The 16401-nt window shown below is 58.1% G+C and carries 13 protein-coding genes; 12 read left to right on the forward strand and 1 reads right to left on the reverse strand.

What is annotated here, in order from left to right:
• Window positions 1–281: 281 nt before the first annotated feature.
• Window positions 282–1571 carry a citrate synthase gene (gene gltA / locus ACF6ZU_RS20830; protein WP_392886569.1) on the reverse strand — a complete coding sequence of 430 codons (1290 nt, stop codon included), beginning with the start codon at window positions 1569–1571 and terminating at the stop codon, window positions 282–284.
• A gap of 364 nt (window positions 1572–1935) precedes the next feature.
• Between gltA and sdhC the strand changes: the two genes are divergently transcribed.
• The 12 genes from sdhC to ACF6ZU_RS20890 all read left to right on the forward strand — a co-directional run bounded on the left by sdhC (window position 1936) and on the right by ACF6ZU_RS20890 (window position 16357).
• On the forward strand, window positions 1936–2310 hold the full coding sequence (gene sdhC / locus ACF6ZU_RS20835; RefSeq protein WP_017127965.1) for a succinate dehydrogenase, cytochrome b556 subunit: 375 nt from the start codon (window positions 1936–1938) through the stop codon (window positions 2308–2310).
• Window positions 2304–2672, forward strand: a complete 369-nt coding sequence (sdhD, locus tag ACF6ZU_RS20840) for a succinate dehydrogenase, hydrophobic membrane anchor protein (RefSeq protein ID WP_008032661.1) — start codon at window positions 2304–2306, stop codon at window positions 2670–2672. The genes sdhC and sdhD overlap by 7 nt, the downstream gene beginning before the upstream one ends.
• Window positions 2673–2675: 3 nt before the next feature.
• A complete protein-coding gene (gene sdhA, locus ACF6ZU_RS20845) occupies window positions 2676–4451 on the forward strand; it encodes a succinate dehydrogenase flavoprotein subunit (RefSeq protein WP_392886571.1) in 1776 nt (591 codons plus the stop codon).
• Window positions 4452–4462: 11 nt separating this feature from the next.
• Window positions 4463–5167, forward strand: a complete 705-nt coding sequence (locus ACF6ZU_RS20850) for a succinate dehydrogenase iron-sulfur subunit (protein ID WP_392886572.1) — start codon at window positions 4463–4465, stop codon at window positions 5165–5167.
• A 262-nt stretch (window positions 5168–5429) separates the two neighbouring features.
• Window positions 5430–8261 carry a 2-oxoglutarate dehydrogenase E1 component gene (locus ACF6ZU_RS20855; RefSeq protein ID WP_392886573.1) on the forward strand — a complete coding sequence of 944 codons (2832 nt, stop codon included), beginning with the start codon at window positions 5430–5432 and terminating at the stop codon, window positions 8259–8261.
• A 42-nt stretch (window positions 8262–8303) separates the two neighbouring features.
• On the forward strand, window positions 8304–9524 hold the full coding sequence (gene odhB / locus ACF6ZU_RS20860; protein WP_392886574.1) for a 2-oxoglutarate dehydrogenase complex dihydrolipoyllysine-residue succinyltransferase: 1221 nt from the start codon (window positions 8304–8306) through the stop codon (window positions 9522–9524).
• 110 nt (window positions 9525–9634) lie between these two features.
• Window positions 9635–11071: a dihydrolipoyl dehydrogenase gene (gene lpdA / locus ACF6ZU_RS20865; RefSeq protein WP_392886575.1), complete on the forward strand. Its 1437-nt coding sequence runs from the start codon at window positions 9635–9637 to the stop codon at window positions 11069–11071.
• Between the two features lie 196 nt (window positions 11072–11267).
• On the forward strand, window positions 11268–12434 hold the full coding sequence (sucC, locus tag ACF6ZU_RS20870) for an ADP-forming succinate--CoA ligase subunit beta (RefSeq protein WP_007919879.1): 1167 nt from the start codon (window positions 11268–11270) through the stop codon (window positions 12432–12434).
• On the forward strand, window positions 12434–13315 hold the full coding sequence (gene sucD / locus ACF6ZU_RS20875) for a succinate--CoA ligase subunit alpha (protein ID WP_128608023.1): 882 nt from the start codon (window positions 12434–12436) through the stop codon (window positions 13313–13315). The genes sucC and sucD overlap by 1 nt, the downstream gene beginning before the upstream one ends.
• A 324-nt stretch (window positions 13316–13639) precedes the next feature.
• Window positions 13640–14953: a branched-chain amino acid transport system II carrier protein gene (gene brnQ / locus ACF6ZU_RS20880; RefSeq protein WP_392886578.1), complete on the forward strand. Its 1314-nt coding sequence runs from the start codon at window positions 13640–13642 to the stop codon at window positions 14951–14953.
• A gap of 265 nt (window positions 14954–15218) precedes the next feature.
• The gene (locus tag ACF6ZU_RS20885) at window positions 15219–15956 is read left to right on the forward strand and encodes a DUF599 domain-containing protein (protein ID WP_392886580.1); all 738 of its coding nucleotides are present in this window, start codon (window positions 15219–15221) and stop codon (window positions 15954–15956) included.
• Entirely contained in the window at window positions 15956–16357 is a 402-nt protein-coding gene (locus ACF6ZU_RS20890) for an MAPEG family protein (protein ID WP_392886582.1), read from the forward strand. Before ACF6ZU_RS20885 ends, ACF6ZU_RS20890 begins: the two co-directional genes overlap by 1 nt.
• The last annotated feature ends 44 nt before the right edge of the window (window positions 16358–16401 follow it).

The raw sequence follows: 16401 nt of genomic DNA on the forward strand, positions 1-16401 counted from the left end.
CGAGAGGCCGCGCACGGCCATGGATGGCCGATCGCGGCGGGCCCACGGAGCAGGACCGGAGCGAGGGAATGCCGAGCCTAGGCGAGGCACCGAACGAAAGGGGCAAGAGCGCTTGGTTACTTGCCGCTTTTGCAAGTGACTCGCCGTAAGGGCGAAACCAATAGCAGGCGTTACCGCAGGAATGGATATGCACACCGCCCAAAGCGCACAAACAAAAACGGCCCCTATATAAATAGAGGCCGTTCCCGGTACAACTTCAAGACGTTATCGCAAGACAAGTCTTACTTGCGGTCTTCCAGCTTGGTGATGTCACGCGACTCGTAGCCGGTGTACAGCTGGCGCGGACGGCCAATCTTGTACGGGCTGGAGAGCATTTCTTTCCAGTGGGAGATCCAGCCAACGGTCCGCGCCAGAGCGAAGATCACGGTGAACATGCTGGTCGGAATGCCGATCGCCTTGAGGATGATCCCCGAGTAGAAGTCGACGTTCGGGTACAGCGAGCGCTCGATGAAGTACGGGTCGGTCAGGGCGATCTCTTCCAGGCGCATGGCCAGTTCGAGTTGCGGATCGTTCTGGATGCCCAGTTCCTTCAACACTTCGTCACAGGTCTGCTTCATGACGGTAGCGCGTGGGTCGCGGTTTTTGTAAACGCGGTGACCGAAGCCCATCAATTTGAACGGATCGTTCTTGTCCTTGGCCTTGGCGATGAACTTGTCGATGTTCGACACATCGCCAATTTCGTCCAGCATGGTCAGAACAGCCTCGTTCGCGCCGCCGTGGGCAGGGCCCCACAGTGCAGCGATGCCGGCGGCGATACAGGCGAACGGGTTGGCACCCGAAGAGCCGGCCAGGCGTACGGTGGAGGTCGATGCGTTCTGCTCGTGGTCGGCATGGAGGATGAAGATCCGGTCCATGGCCTTGGCGAGCACCGGGCTGATCGGTTTGATCTCGCACGGGGTGTTGAACATCATGTGCAGGAAGTTTTCCGCGTACGTCAGGTCGTTGCGCGGGTACATCATGGGTTGGCCCATGGAGTACTTGTAAACCATCGCTGCCAGGGTCGGCATCTTGGCAACCAGGCGGATCGCGGAGATTTCGCGATGCTGCGGGTTATTGATGTCCAGGGAGTCGTGGTAGAAGGCCGAGAGGGCGCCGACTACGCCGCACATGACGGCCATCGGGTGGGCGTCGCGACGGAAGCCGTTGAAGAAGGTCTTCAATTGCTCGTGAACCATGGTGTGGTTCTTCACGGTGCTGACGAACTGGGCCTTCTGTTCTGCGGTCGGCAGTTCGCCGTTGAGCAGCAGATAGCAGGTTTCCAGGTAGTCCGACTTTTCAGCCAGCTGTTCGATCGGGTAGCCGCGGTGCAGCAGAATGCCGTTGTCGCCGTCGATATAGGTGATCTTCGACTCGCAGGAAGCGGTCGACATGAAACCAGGGTCAAAGGTGAAACGGCCCGTGGCCGTCAGGCCCCGAACATCGATAACATCGGGACCAACGGTGCCGGTTAAAATGGGCAGCTCGACGGGGGCTGCGCCCTCGATGATCAACTGCGCTTTTTTGTCAGCCATGTGGCCTCCTATTTATGCTTGAAATCATCAGACAGACCCCCCACGCAGGGCCCGCACCACTATAGTGAGATAAATTCGAATGTCAATTTGCCTAAAGTCTTGCTCCAGAAGGCTTTAACCGGACTTTTTCCTCGAAATTGACTGCCATTTACGCCTTTTATGCAACTTGTGCAATGCGCTATTAGGGGAAGGTGAACGCGTTGTCATTAGTAGCCTAACTGTCTATACTCGGCCACCGACCGCCAAGGGCTTTTGGGCTTGCTTTCATTGGGGGTCGCATCCCTGGGTGGTGGTTACCTGACCAGTGCACTCCCCAACAACTTTGCCCTGATTGTTAGGGGCTCTTCAGTGTGAAAAAAAAGCCGTGAAAAGCCAACGACCTGTAAACCTAGACCTAAGGACCATCAAACTCCCAGTCACTGCTTACACGTCCATTCTTCACCGTATTTCCGGTGTCATCCTCTTTGTCAGCCTGGCCATCATGCTTTACGCATTGGACAAGTCGCTGAGCTCCGAGGAAGGCTTCGGTCAGGTGAAAGCGTGTCTGACCAGTCCGCTAGCCAAGCTAGTGATTTGGGGCATCCTGTCCGCTCTGCTGTATCACCTGGTAGCCGGTGTGCGCCATTTGATCATGGACATGGGCATCGGTGAGACGCTGGAAGGCGGCAAGCTGGGCTCGAAAATCGTTATCGCCGTTTCCGTGGTGGTAATCGTTCTGGCAGGAGTTTGGATATGGTAACTAACGTCACGAACCTGTCGCGTTCGGGCCTCTATGACTGGATGGCGCAACGCGTTTCTGCGGTCGTTCTCGCGGCTTACTTCATTTTCCTGATCGGATACGTCGTTGCCAATCCAGGCATCGGCTACGCCCAATGGCATGAACTGTTCGCCAACAACTGGATGCGTATCTTCAGTCTCCTGGCCCTCGTTGCCCTCGGCGCTCACGCCTGGGTCGGCATGTGGACCATCGCGACCGACTACCTGACGCCAATGGCGTTCGGCAAGTCCGCGACCACTGTACGTTTCCTGTTCCAGGCAGTATGCGGCGTTGCGATGTTCGCTTACTTCGTCTGGGGTGTGCAGATTCTTTGGGGTATCTGATTCATGTCTACTACAGTTAATACGCTTTCGTTCGACGCCATTATTATTGGCGGCGGCGGTGCTGGCATGCGCGCTGCGCTGCAGCTGGCACAGGGCGGTCACAAGACTGCCGTTGTCACCAAGGTTTTCCCGACTCGTTCGCACACCGTATCCGCCCAGGGTGGCATCACCTGCGCCATCGCGTCCGCTGACCCGAACGATGACTGGCGCTGGCACATGTACGATACCGTCAAGGGTTCCGACTACATCGGTGACCAGGACGCTATCGAATACATGTGTTCCGTAGGCCCGGAAGCGGTCTTCGAACTCGAGCACATGGGTTTGCCGTTCTCCCGTACCGAACAGGGCCGCATCTACCAGCGTCCGTTCGGCGGTCAGTCGAAAGACTTCGGTAAAGGTGGCCAGGCTGCACGTACGTGCGCCGCTGCCGACCGTACCGGTCACGCCCTGCTGCACACCCTGTACCAGGCCAACCTCAAGGCCGGTACCGTATTCCTCAACGAATACTACGGTGTTGACCTGGTCAAGAACGAAGACGGTGCCTTCGTAGGCATGATCGTCATCTGCATTGAAACCGGCGAAACTTCCTACGTCCGCGCTAACGCCACCGTATTGGCGACTGGCGGTGCAGGCCGTATCTACTCGTCCACCACCAACGCCCTGATCAACACCGGTGACGGCGTCGGTATGGCTCTGCGTGCTGGCGTGCCGGTACAAGACATTGAAATGTGGCAGTTCCACCCGACCGGCATCGCCGGCGCCGGTGTACTGGTTACAGAAGGTTGCCGCGGTGAAGGCGGTTACCTGATCAACAAGCACGGCGAGCGTTTCATGGAGCGTTATGCTCCGAACGCGAAAGACCTGGCCGGTCGTGACGTGGTTGCCCGTTCGATGGTTAAAGAAATCATCGCCGGCAACGGTTGCGGTCCGGATGGCGACCACGTAATGCTGAAACTCGATCACCTCGGTGAAGAAGTTCTGCACAGCCGTCTGCCAGGCATCATGGAGCTGTCCAAGACCTTCGCCCACGTCGATCCAGCCGTGGCGCCGATTCCGGTCGTTCCAACCTGCCACTATATGATGGGCGGCGTTGCCACCAACATTCATGGCCAGGCAATCACCCAGGACGCTGACGGCAAGGACCAGATCATTCCTGGCCTGTTCGCTGTAGGCGAAGTGGCGTGCGTATCGGTTCACGGTGCCAACCGTCTGGGCGGCAACTCGTTGCTCGACCTGGTGGTGTTCGGTCGTGCCGCCGGTCTGTTCCTCGAGCAGACCCTGAAGGAAGGCGTTGATTACGCTCGTCCTCGCCAGTCCGACATCGACGCTGCCCTGGCGCGTCTCGATGGCCTGAACTCGCGTACCGAAGGTGAAGACGTCGCTACCCTGCGTAAAGAACTGCAAAGCTGCATGCAGAACTACTTCGGTGTGTTCCGTACGGGCGAATACATGCAGAAGGGTATCGCTCAGCTGGCTGATCTGCGTGGCCGTATCGCCAACGTCAAGATCAACGACAAGAGCCAGGCGTTCAACACCGCTCGTATCGAAGCTCTGGAGTTGCAGAACCTGCTGGAAGTGGCCGAAGCCACCGCCATCGCTGCAGAGATCCGCAAAGAGTCCCGCGGCGCTCACGCTCGTGAAGACTTTGAAGATCGCGACGACGAAAACTGGCTGTGCCACACCCTGTACTTCCCGGGTGACAAGCGCGTGACCAAGCGTGCTGTGAACTTCTCGCCGAAGACTGTTCCGACTTTTGAACCTAAGATTCGGACTTATTAAGGGTGGCCGCCATGTTGCAAGTCAGTGTTTATCGCTACAACCCTGATCAGGACGCCGCGCCGTTCATGCAGGAATTCCAGGTCGATACCGGTGGTAAAGACCTGATGGTGCTGGACGTGCTGGCCCTGATCAAAGAGCAGGACGAAGGTTTCTCCTATCGTCGCTCTTGCCGTGAAGGCGTTTGCGGTTCCGACGGCATGAACATCAACGGCAAGAACGGTCTGGCATGCGTCACGCCACTGTCCTCTGTCGTAAAAGGTAACAAGCTGATCGTTCGTCCGCTGCCAGGTTTGCCGGTTATCCGTGACCTGGTCGTCGATATGAGCATCTTCTACAAGCAATACGAGAAGGTTAAGCCATACCTGCAGAACGACACGCCGGCTCCGGCCATCGAGCGTCTGCAGTCCCCTGAAGAGCGTGAAAAGCTCGACGGTCTGTACGAGTGCATCCTGTGCGCTTGCTGCTCGACCTCTTGCCCGTCCTTCTGGTGGAACCCGGACAAGTTCCTGGGTCCAGCTGCACTGCTGCAAGCGTACCGCTTCCTGGCAGACAGCCGCGACACCAAGACTGCCGAGCGTCTGGCTTCGCTGGATGACCCGTTCAGCGTATTCCGCTGCCGCGGGATCATGAACTGCGTCAACGTCTGTCCGAAAGGCCTGAACCCGACTAAGGCCATCGGTCACGTACGTAACATGTTGCTGCAAAGCGGCGTGTGATTCAGCTGCTGTACCCGTAGGACCGCTGTACCCGTAGATGCTACGGCGCAGGCTTCAACCGGCGCCGTAGTTTTAACCTGAGCAGCAGCTCACAAAGCTGCCGCTCTTATTTTGAAGAAATGAGACAAGCAGGGGCATCCGGGCTGGTACCCGGACTATCAGCGTGATCCTAAGTGGCTTGTTTTGGTCGCTGCATTCGGACTTCTGCAAGTTTGCTCGGTGTCGACGCCGATGGTGTTCCCCTAACCGAGGGTGACCAAGCATGCAAGAAAGCGTGATGCAGCGCATGTGGAACAGCGCCTACCTTTCCGGAGGTAACGCTGCCTATGTGGAAGAGCTTTATGAGCTCTACCTGCACGACCCTAACGCTGTGCCAGAAGAGTGGCGCACCTACTTTCAGAAGTTGCCGACTGAAGGCAACTCTGCCACCGATGTTTCGCACTCCACAATTCGCGATCATTTCGTCTTGCTGGCAAAGAACCAGCGCCGCGCCCAACCGGTTTCCGCCGGCAGCGTGAGCAGTGAGCACGAGAAGAAGCAAGTTGAAGTGCTGCGATTGATCCAGGCCTACCGTATGCGTGGCCACCAGGCAGCCCAGCTTGACCCGCTGGGGCTGTGGCAGCGTCCTGCACCTGCAGACCTGTCGATCAATCATTACGGCTTGACCAATGCCGATCTTGATACGACCTTCCGTGCCGGCGACCTGTTCATCGGCAAAGAGGAGGCGAGCCTACGCGAAATTCACGAAGCGTTGCAGCAGACATATTGCCGCACCATCGGCGCTGAATTTACGCACATCACCGATTCCGAGCAGCGCCAGTGGTTCCAGCAGCGTCTGGAAAGCGTGCGTGGTCGTCCGACGTACTCCGCCGACATCAAGAGCCACCTGCTCGAGCGCGTCACCGCCGGTGAAGGCCTGGAAAAATACCTGGGCACCAAATACCCGGGCACCAAGCGTTTCGGCCTGGAAGGCGGCGAAAGCCTGATTCCGATGCTCGACGAGCTGATCCAGCGTTCCGGTTCCTACGGTACCAAGGAAATCGTTATCGGCATGGCCCACCGTGGCCGTCTGAACGTGCTGGTCAACACCTTCGGCAAGAACCCGCGTGAGCTGTTCGACGAGTTCGAAGGCAAGAAGAAGGTCGAGCTGGGTTCCGGTGACGTTAAATACCACCAGGGCTTCTCGTCCAACGTGATGACCACCGGCGGTGAAGTTCACCTGGCCATGGCGTTCAACCCGTCCCACCTGGAAATCGTTTCCCCGGTGGTCGAGGGTTCGGTTCGCGCCCGTCAGGATCGTCGTAACGACCCTACCGGTGAGAAGGTTCTGCCGATCTCCATCCACGGTGACGCGGCATTCGCCGGTCAAGGCGTGGTGATGGAAACCTTCCAGATGTCGCAGACCCGCGGTTTCAAGACCGGCGGCACCGTGCACATCGTGATCAACAACCAGGTTGGTTTCACCATCAGCAACCCGCTGGACTCGCGTTCCACCGAGTACGCGACCGACGTTGCGAAGATGATCCAGGCACCGATCCTCCATGTGAATGGCGATGATCCGGAAGCCGTGCTGTTCGTGACCCAGCTGGCCATCGATTACCGCATGCAGTTCAAGCGTGACGTGGTGATCGACCTGGTCTGCTACCGTCGTCGCGGCCACAACGAGGCCGACGAGCCTAGCGGCACCCAGCCCCTGATGTATCAGCAGATCACCAAACAGCGCACCACCCGTGAGCTGTATGCCGATCGCCTGACTCAGAGCGGCGTGCTGGACGTTGAGCGTGTTCAGGCGAAAGTCGATGAATACCGCAACGCGCTGGACAACGGTCTGCATGTTGTAAAAAGCCTGGTCAAAGAGCCGAACAAAGAGTTGTTCGTGGACTGGCGTCCGTATCTGGGCCACGCCTGGACTGCGCGTCACGACACGCGTTTCGACCTGAAGACCTTGCAGGAACTGTCCGCCAAGCTGCTGGAAATTCCGGAAGGCTTCGTGGTTCAGCGCCAGGTTTCGAAAATCTACGAAGACCGTCAGAAGATGCAAGCCGGCGGCCTGCCGATCAACTGGGGTTACGCCGAAACCATGGCGTACGCGACCCTGGCGTTCGAAGGTCACCCGATTCGCATGACGGGTCAGGACATCGGTCGCGGTACGTTCTCGCACCGTCACGCTGTCTTGCACAACCAGAAAGACGCGGGCACCTACATCCCGTTGCAAAACCTGTACAACGGCCAGCCACGTTTCGACCTGTACGATTCGTTCCTGTCCGAAGAAGCCGTGCTGGCGTTCGAATACGGTTACTCGACCACCACGCCTGAGGCGCTGGTGATCTGGGAAGCCCAGTTCGGCGACTTCGCCAACGGTGCCCAGGTGGTTATCGACCAGTTCATCACCAGTGGCGAGCACAAGTGGGGTCGTCTCTGCGGCCTGACCATGCTGCTGCCGCACGGTTACGAAGGTCAGGGTCCGGAGCACTCTTCGGCACGTCTGGAGCGTTACCTGCAGCTGTGCGCCGAGCACAACATCCAGGTAGCCGTACCGACTACGCCGGCTCAGATCTACCACTTGCTGCGTCGTCAGGTGATTCGTCCGCTGCGCAAGCCGCTGATCGTTCTGACTCCGAAGTCGCTGCTGCGCCACAAGCTGGCCATCTCGACCCTGGAAGATCTGGCCGAAGGTTCGTTCCAGACCGTTATCCCGGAAATCGATGCCCTGGACCCGAAAAAGGTCGAGCGCGTTGTTCTGTGCAGCGGCAAGGTCTACTACGACCTGCTGGAAAAACGCCGTGCCGAAGGTCGTGATGACATCGCCATCGTGCGTATCGAGCAGCTGTACCCATTCCCTGAGGACGACTTGAAAGAAGTCCTGGCTCCTTACACCAACGTAAAAAATGCCGTTTGGTGCCAGGAAGAGCCGATGAACCAGGGTGCCTGGTACTGCAGCCAACACCACATGCGTCGCAGCATCAGCAACCTCAACCCGTCTCTCGTACTTGAGTACGCGGGCCGTGAGGCTTCTGCTGCACCTGCTTGTGGTTATGCATCGATGCACGCTGAGCAGCAGGAAAAACTGCTGCAAGACGCCTTTACTGTTTAACGCCTTCGCGCACCTGAAACCGAATTTAAGGACACACAGATAATGGCTATCGAAATCAAAGCCCCCACTTTCCCGGAATCGGTTGCCGACGGCACCGTTGCCACCTGGCACAAGCAACCAGGCGACGCTGTAAAGCGTGACGACCTGATTGTCGATATCGAAACCGACAAGGTTGTGCTGGAAGTGTTGGCGACTGCTGACGGCGTGCTGGGCGCTATCGTCAAGAACGAAGGCGACACCGTTCTGTCCGACGAAGTCCTGGGCTCCATCGTTGAAGGCGGCGCTGCTGCCGCTGCTCCTGCTGCCGCTGCTGCTCCGGCCGCTGCTGCTGCCGCTCCGGCTGCTGGCGCTGACGAAGACGCTATCGCTGCTCCGGCTGCTCGCAAGCTGGCTGAAGAAAACGGCATCAACCTGGCGTCCGTCAAAGGCACCGGCAAAGATGGTCGTGTAACCAAGGAAGACGTGGTTGCCGCTGTTGAAGCCAAGAAAGCCGCTCCGGCTGCCGCACCTGCCAAGGCTGCTGCTCCGGCTGCCGCCGCTCCTGTGTTCGCCGCTGGCGACCGCATCGAGAAGCGCGTACCGATGACCCGCGTTCGCGCTACCGTGGCCAAGCGCCTGGTAGAAGCTCAGTCGAACATGGCGATGCTGACCACTTTCAACGAAGTCGACATGACCGAAGTCATGGCCCTGCGTTCGAAGTACAAGGATCTGTTCGAGAAGTCCCACAACGGCGTACGCCTGGGCTTCATGTCGTTCTTCGTCAAGGCTGCCACCGAAGCGCTGAAACGCTTCCCGGCTGTCAACGCGTCGATCGACGGCGGCGACATCGTTTACCACGGTTACGCTGACGTCGGTGTTGCTGTTTCCAGCGACCGCGGCCTGGTTGTACCGGTTCTGCGTAATGCCGAACTGATGAGCCTGGCTGAAATCGAAGGCGGCATCGCCACCTTCGGCAAGAAAGCGCGCGACGGCAAACTGTCGATGGACGAAATGACCGGCGGTACGTTCACCATCACCAACGGTGGTACCTTCGGTTCGATGATGTCGACTCCGATCGTCAACCCGCCGCAAGCGGCTATCCTGGGCATGCACAACATTCTGCAGCGTCCGATGGCGATCAACGGTCAGGTCGTAATCCGTCCGATGATGTACCTGGCTCTGTCCTACGATCACCGTCTGATCGATGGCAAAGAAGCTGTGACCTTCCTGGTTACCATCAAGAACCTGCTGGAAGACCCGGCTCGTTTGCTGCTGGATATCTGATTTCGTTGCACGGGCCGCTGCTTGACGGGCGGCCCATCTGTAATGACCAGCTTCGTCCCACGATGGTCCCCAAAAGGGACCTTCCGGTTTGATTCGAGAAGGAATGACACATGACTCAGAAATTCGACGTGGTAGTGATTGGCGCGGGCCCTGGCGGCTACGTGGCTGCCATCAAAGCAGCGCAACTGGGCCTCTCCACTGCCTGCATCGAGAAATACACTGACGGCGAAGGCAAACTGGCCCTCGGCGGTACTTGCCTGAACGTCGGCTGCATTCCCTCCAAGGCGCTGCTGGACAGCTCCTGGAAATACAAGGAAGCCAAAGAAGGCTTCGCGATCCACGGTATCAATCACGCTGGCGTGACCATGGACGTGGCCGCAATGGTTGGCCGTAAAGCCAACATCGTCAAAGGCCTGACCTCTGGCGTTGCGACCCTGTTCAAGGCGAACGGCGTCACTTCCCTGCAAGGCCACGGCAAACTGCTGGCCGGCAAGAAAGTTGAACTGACCAAGCCAGACGGCAGCGTTGAAATCATCGAAGCCGAGAACGTGATTCTTGCTTCCGGTTCGCGTCCGATCGACATTCCACCGGCTCCGGTTGACCAGAAAGTGATCGTCGATTCGACCGGCGCCCTGGAATTCCAGGCCGTACCTAAGCGTCTGGGCGTTATCGGCGCTGGCGTGATCGGTCTGGAACTGGGTTCGGTATGGTCGCGCCTCGGCGCTGAAGTGGTTGTTCTGGAAGCGCTGGAGAAGTTCCTGCCGGCTGCTGACGACGCCGTTTCCAAAGAAGCCTACAAAACCCTGACCAAACAAGGTCTGGATATCAAGCTGGGCGCTCGCGTCACCGGTTCGAAAGTGAACGGCGACGAAGTCGTTGTGAACTACACCGATGCCAACGGCGAACAGAGCATCACTTTCGACAAGCTGATCGTTGCCGTTGGTCGCCGTCCAGTGACCACCGAACTGTTGGCTGCCGACAGCGGTGTGACCATCGACGAGCGCGGTTTCGTATTCGTTGACGACCAGTGCGCCACCAGCGTACCGGGCGTTTACGCGATCGGCGACGTGGTTCGCGGCATGATGCTGGCGCACAAGGCGTCCGAAGAAGGCATCATGGTGGTTGAGCGCATCAAGGGCCACAAAGCCCAAATCAACTATGACCTGATCCCGTCTGTTATTTATACTCACCCGGAAATCGCGTGGGTCGGCAAAACCGAGCAGACCTTGAAGGCTGAAGGCGTTGAAGTTAACGTTGGCACCTTCCCGTTCGCAGCCAGCGGCCGCGCCATGGCAGCCAACGACACCGGCGGTTTCGTGAAAGTCATTGCCGATGCCAAGACTGACCGCGTATTGGGCGTCCACGTGATTGGCCCGAGCGCTGCAGAACTGGTTCAGCAGGGCGCGATCGGTATGGAATTCGGCACCAGCGCTGAAGACCTGGGCATGATGGTTTTCTCCCATCCGACCCTGTCTGAAGCCTTGCACGAAGCAGCTCTGGCAGTGAATGGCGGCGCCATCCACATCGCCAACCGCAAGAAGCGTTAAGACAATAAGAAACCACGGCGGTATGGCCCGTCGTGAGCCTTGCATGCAAGACTCACCGCGGAATATCCGCTGGACGCAGTCTTGCGTGGCTGCACCGGGTATCCGGAAAGGCTACGCAAGCAGCAGTCACAGGTGGTGCGGCACTTGAACAAGTGCAGCACCGAATGCGCAGTACCTAACGAAGACGGTAATAAGCATGAATCTTCACGAGTATCAGGGTAAGCAGCTGTTCGCTGAGTACGGCCTGCCAGTATCCACCGGTTACGCGGTAGACACCCCGGAAGCAGCAGCAGAAGCTTGCGACAAAATCGGCGGCAGCGAGTGGGTTGTCAAAGCCCAGGTTCACGCCGGTGGTCGCGGTAAAGCGGGCGGCGTTAAGCTGGTTCGCAGCAAAGAAGACGCCAAAGCCTTCGCACAGCAGTGGCTGGGCAAGCGTCTGGTGACTTACCAGACTGACGCCAATGGTCAGCCAGTCACCAAGATCCTGGTTGAATCGTGCACTGATATCGCTAAAGAGCTGTACCTGGGCGCTGTCGTTGACCGTTCGAGCCGTCGTATCGTGTTCATGGCTTCCACCGAAGGTGGCGTGGACATCGAGAAAATCGCTCACGACACTCCAGAAAAAATTCTGAAAGCCACTATCGATCCACTGGTTGGCGCTCAGCCATTCCAGGGTCGCGAGCTGGCATTCCAGCTGGGTCTGGAAGGCAAGCAGGTTGCTCAGTTCGCCAAGATCTTCGTAGGTCTGGCCAAGCTGTTCAAGGATCACGACCTGGCTCTGCTGGAAGTGAACCCGCTGGTGATCAAGGCTGACGGCGATCTGCATTGCCTCGACGCCAAGATCAACATCGACGCCAACGCCATGTACCGTCAGCCTAAGCTGAAGACTTTCCACGATCCGTCGCAAGACGATCCGCGCGAAGCGCACGCTGCCAAGTTCGAACTGAACTACGTAGCGCTGGAAGGCAACATCGGTTGCATGGTCAACGGTGCTGGCCTGGCCATGGGTACCATGGACATCGTCAACCTGCATGGCGGCAAACCAGCCAACTTCCTCGACGTGGGCGGCGGTGCTACCAAAGAACGCGTTACCGAAGCGTTCAAAATCATTCTGTCCGACACCAACGTCGCTGCAGTACTGGTTAACATCTTCGGCGGCATCGTTCGTTGCGACATGATTGCCGAAGGCATCATCGGCGCTGTGAAAGAAGTCGGCGTGAAAATCCCGGTTGTTGTTCGCCTTGAAGGCAACAACGCTGAGCTGGGCGCTAAAGTACTGGCAGAAAGCGGTTTGAACATCATCGCTGCTACCAGCCTGACCGACGCTGCTCAACAAGTCGTTAAAGCTGCGGAGGGCAAATAATGAGCGTCCTGATCAATAAAGACACCAAAGTTATCTGCCAGGGTATTACCGGTTCGCAAGGTAGTTTCCACACCCAGCAAGCCATCGAGTACGGCACCAAGATGGTGGGTGGTGTAACTCCGGGCAAAGGCGGCACCGAGCACCTGGGTCTGCCAGTGTTCAACACCGTGAAAGACGCTGTAGCTGCCACTGGCGCCACCGCCAGCGTGATCTACGTTCCGGCTCCTTTCTGCAAGGACTCGATCCTGGAAGCTGCTTTCGGCGGCATCAAGCTGATCGTTTGCATCACCGAAGGCATTCCTACCCTGGACATGCTGGATGCCAAAGTAGTTTGCGACGAGCTGGGCATTGTCCTGATCGGTCCTAACTGCCCAGGCGTGATCACTCCAGGCGAATGCAAGATCGGCATCATGCCAGGTCACATTCACTTGCCAGGCAAGGTCGGTATCGTTTCCCGTTCCGGCACCCTGACCTACGAAGCTGTGAAGCAAACTACTGACGCCGGTTTCGGTCAGTCGACTTGCGTCGGCATCGGCGGTGACCCGATCCCGGGTTCGAACTTCATCGACATCCTGAAGCTGTTCCAGGAAGACCCGAAGACCGAAGCGATTGTAATGATCGGCGAGATCGGCGGTTCGGCTGAAGAAGAAGCGGCTGCCTACATCAAGGCACACGTGACCAAGCCGGTTGTTTCCTACATCGCTGGTGTGACTGCTCCTCCGGGCAAGCGCATGGGCCATGCTGGCGCAATCATCTCTGGCGGCAAAGGCACTGCAGACGAGAAATTCGCTGCACTGCAAGACGCAGGCGTTAAAACCGTGCGTTCGCTGGCAGACATCGGCAAGGCCCTGGCCGAGCTGACTGGTTGGGCTGTCAAGTAAGCCTCGCGCTTAGCTGACGCTTTACCAAACAAAGGCCACCTTCGGGTGGCCTTTGTCGTTTCCGGTATTTACTTCAAGCCGGACTTATAGGCGACAACCATTTACATGCAAAAACGCGACACGAAAATGTCGTAGATCGGATAGTTCGCCCTCTAACAGTGCGTTTGTCGCCCAAATTCGTTAGGCTAGCCGCCATTTTTGCGTCCGCATCCCACAAGGAAGCTTCGCGCTAAAGGGTCGGTCCTATACGGGTCGACAGCATTTCCCTCACCCATAAGGGAAATCCCTCTCTAAATTCCGATTCAGTAGTGTGGTATTTCCTTAATGAAAGTGTTGAAAGGCCAGGACATCCTGGCACTTGGTTTTATGACGTTTGCCCTGTTCGTCGGGGCTGGCAACATCATCTTCCCGCCTATCGTCGGTTTGCAGTCCGGGCCTCATGTCTGGATGGCGGCGCTGGGCTTTCTGATCACCGCAGTCGGCCTGCCGGTGATCACTGTCGTTGCCCTGGCCAAGGTCGGTGGAGCAATGGACACCTTGAGCAGCCCGATCGGCAAAATCGCCGGTGGTCTGCTGGCCGCTGCGTGCTACCTCGCCGTCGGCCCGCTGTTCGCCACGCCGCGCACTGCGACCGTATCGTTCGAAGTGGGCCTGGCACCGCTGACCGGCGAAAGCCCGCTGGCGCTGTTCCTCTACAGCTCGGTGTACTTCCTGCTGGTGTTCTTCATCTCGCTCTACCCTGGCCGTTTGCTGGACACCGTAGGACGTTTCCTCGCACCGCTGAAGATCATCGCCCTGGCCGTCCTCGGCATCGCCGCGTTCGCGCTGCCGGCCGGTGATATCGGCGTGGCGACGCCCGAATATGTCGCGGCACCGTTCTCCCAGGGCTTCATCAATGGTTACCTGACCATGGATACCCTGGGCGCGTTGGTATTCGGCATTGTGATCGTCAACGCCATCCGCTCCCGCGGTGTCGAGTCGCCAGCGTTGATCACCCGTTACGCGATCATTGCCGGGTTGATAGCCGGCGTCGGTCTGGCGCTGGTGTATGTCAGCCTGTTCCGTCTCGGTTCCGGCAGCCATGAAGTAGCGGCGGGTGCGACCAACGGCGCGGCGGTATTGCACGCTTACGTTCAGCACACCTTTGGTTCGTTGGGCAGCGGTTTCCTCGCGGTATTGATCTCGTTGGCATGCCTGGTGACAGCGGTCGGTCTGACGTGCGCCTGTGCCGAATACTTCAGCCGTGTGCTGCCACTGTCCTACAAGACCCTGGTCATCATCCTGGCGGCGTTCTCCCTGCTGGTGTCCAACCTGGGCCTGACCAAGCTGATTGCGTTCTCGATCCCGGTCCTCACCGCGATCTACCCGCCGTGCATCGCCCTGGTCGCCCTGAGCTTCTGCAAGGACTTCTGGCATGAACACAGCCGCATCGTCGGTCCGGTGATGCTGGTGTCGTTCATCTTCGGCCTGATCGACGCGCTCAAGGGCGCAGGTCTGGCGGACTGGATGCCGGCACAACTGGCTCACTTGCCGCTGAGCGAGCAAGGCCTGGCGTGGCTGGTGCCATCGGTCATGACCCTGGTGGTCGCGGTGGTGTGTGACCGCCTGCTGGGCAAGCGCGAAGAAGCGCTGGCCTGAGACGCTTCACGGCTCGCCACAAGCGGGCCTTGAGCCAATATGGAAATGCCCCGTATCAATCGATACGGGGCATTTTTTATGCGCGTGAGGCAGTGTCTTTTTTTGTCAGCTAACGTCGAAGCACTGCAAATCCCCCTGTAGGAGCGGGCCTGCTCGCGAAAGCGGTCGATCAGTCAACATCCGTGTTGAATGTAAATCCGTCATCGCGAGCAGGCTCGCTCCTACAAAGGTTTCAGTGTTCAGCCTCTACATCACAAGGACCTGCATGTCGTTCATCCACGCCAACCTGATCCACATCCTCGCCGCCGTCTGGTTTGTCGTCTGCTGGGGTGGCTACACCCGTTACGCGACGTGGAAGGGCCGCGACACCGCGTGCCTCGCCAGCGTGCTGCACCTGTATCGCGAAGACTGGATGCGTCGTATGCTGCTGCGGGACAACCGCATCGCCGATGCCAGTGTGATCGGCAATCTGGAGCGTAACGCCTCGTTCTTCGCCTCCAGCACACTGATCATCCTGGCCGGTATTCTCACGGTGCTCGGCGCGTCGGAAAGGGCGGTGTCGTTGCTGGCGGATATCCCGATGGTGCAACAGGCTTCCCAAGGTATGTCGGAGATCAAGCTGCTGTGCCTGGCGCTGGTGTTTGTGTATGCGTTCTTCACGTTCAGCTGGTGCATGCGCCAGTACAACTTCGCGGCAATTCTGGTCGGTTCGGCCCCGATGGTCGGCGAACGGCATGTTTCCGAGCTGGAGCGTAAAGCCTTCGCCGCACGGGCGGCGCGGGTCATTTCCATGGCCGCCAACCAGTTCAACTTTGGCCTGCGCTCCTATTATTTCGGCATGACCATGCTGGCCTGGTTTGTCAGCCCGTGGCTGTTCATGTTGATGAGTGCCGGTGTGGTGCTGGTGCTGTATCGCCGGGAATTTCATTCCGACGTTCTTGATGTGATGGTCTATACCCCTACAGAGGCGCCATTGCCCGACGTCAACAAAGAGGCCGCTTGATGAGTATCCCGTTCTGGTGTGTGTTTATCAGCGCTGTGCTGATCTATGTGTCCCGCATGCCGGTGGCCAAGGCGATGAAAGAGCAGGGTGGTTACGATAATCACCTGCCGCGTCAGCAGCAGGCACAGCTCACCGGCTTCGGTGCCCGGGCATTGGCCGCTCATCAGAACTGTATTGAAGCGTTCATGTTGTTTGCGGTGGGCGTATTGATGGCGCATACCACGCAGACGGTGGGATGGCTGATTGATTCACTGGCAATCATCTTCGTGATTACCCGGATCATTTACTTAGTGTGCTATTGGAGCGATCTCGCCTGGCAGCGAAGTCTGGTGTGGTTTGTCGGGCTAGTGTGTTCGTTGCTATTGATGATTAGTCCGACTTTTAGAACTATTTTGCTCTAACAAGGCTAACCGCCAGGCAAAAGAAAACCCGCACTTGGCGGGTT

This window comes from Pseudomonas migulae (assembly GCF_043225285.1).
Taxonomy (GTDB): domain Bacteria; phylum Pseudomonadota; class Gammaproteobacteria; order Pseudomonadales; family Pseudomonadaceae; genus Aquipseudomonas; species Aquipseudomonas migulae_C.

Excerpts from the sequence above, each read along its gene's own strand:
- lpdA (WP_392886575.1), top strand. The coding sequence starts at position 9,635 with ATGACTCAGAAATTCGACGTGGTAGTGATTGGCGCGGGCCCTGGCGGC.
- gltA (WP_392886569.1), bottom strand. The coding sequence starts at position 1,571 with ATGGCTGACAAAAAAGCGCAGTTGATCATCGAGGGCGCAGCCCCCGTC.
- odhB (WP_392886574.1), top strand. The coding sequence starts at position 8,304 with ATGGCTATCGAAATCAAAGCCCCCACTTTCCCGGAATCGGTTGCCGAC.
- sucD (WP_128608023.1), top strand. The coding sequence starts at position 12,434 with ATGAGCGTCCTGATCAATAAAGACACCAAAGTTATCTGCCAGGGTATT.
- sdhA (WP_392886571.1), top strand. The coding sequence starts at position 2,676 with ATGTCTACTACAGTTAATACGCTTTCGTTCGACGCCATTATTATTGGC.
- ACF6ZU_RS20890 (WP_392886582.1), top strand. The coding sequence starts at position 15,956 with ATGAGTATCCCGTTCTGGTGTGTGTTTATCAGCGCTGTGCTGATCTAT.
- ACF6ZU_RS20850 (WP_392886572.1), top strand. The coding sequence starts at position 4,463 with ATGTTGCAAGTCAGTGTTTATCGCTACAACCCTGATCAGGACGCCGCG.
- ACF6ZU_RS20855 (WP_392886573.1), top strand. The coding sequence starts at position 5,430 with ATGCAAGAAAGCGTGATGCAGCGCATGTGGAACAGCGCCTACCTTTCC.
- sdhD (WP_008032661.1), top strand. The coding sequence starts at position 2,304 with ATGGTAACTAACGTCACGAACCTGTCGCGTTCGGGCCTCTATGACTGG.
- sucC (WP_007919879.1), top strand. The coding sequence starts at position 11,268 with ATGAATCTTCACGAGTATCAGGGTAAGCAGCTGTTCGCTGAGTACGGC.
- brnQ (WP_392886578.1), top strand. The coding sequence starts at position 13,640 with ATGAAAGTGTTGAAAGGCCAGGACATCCTGGCACTTGGTTTTATGACG.
- ACF6ZU_RS20885 (WP_392886580.1), top strand. The coding sequence starts at position 15,219 with ATGTCGTTCATCCACGCCAACCTGATCCACATCCTCGCCGCCGTCTGG.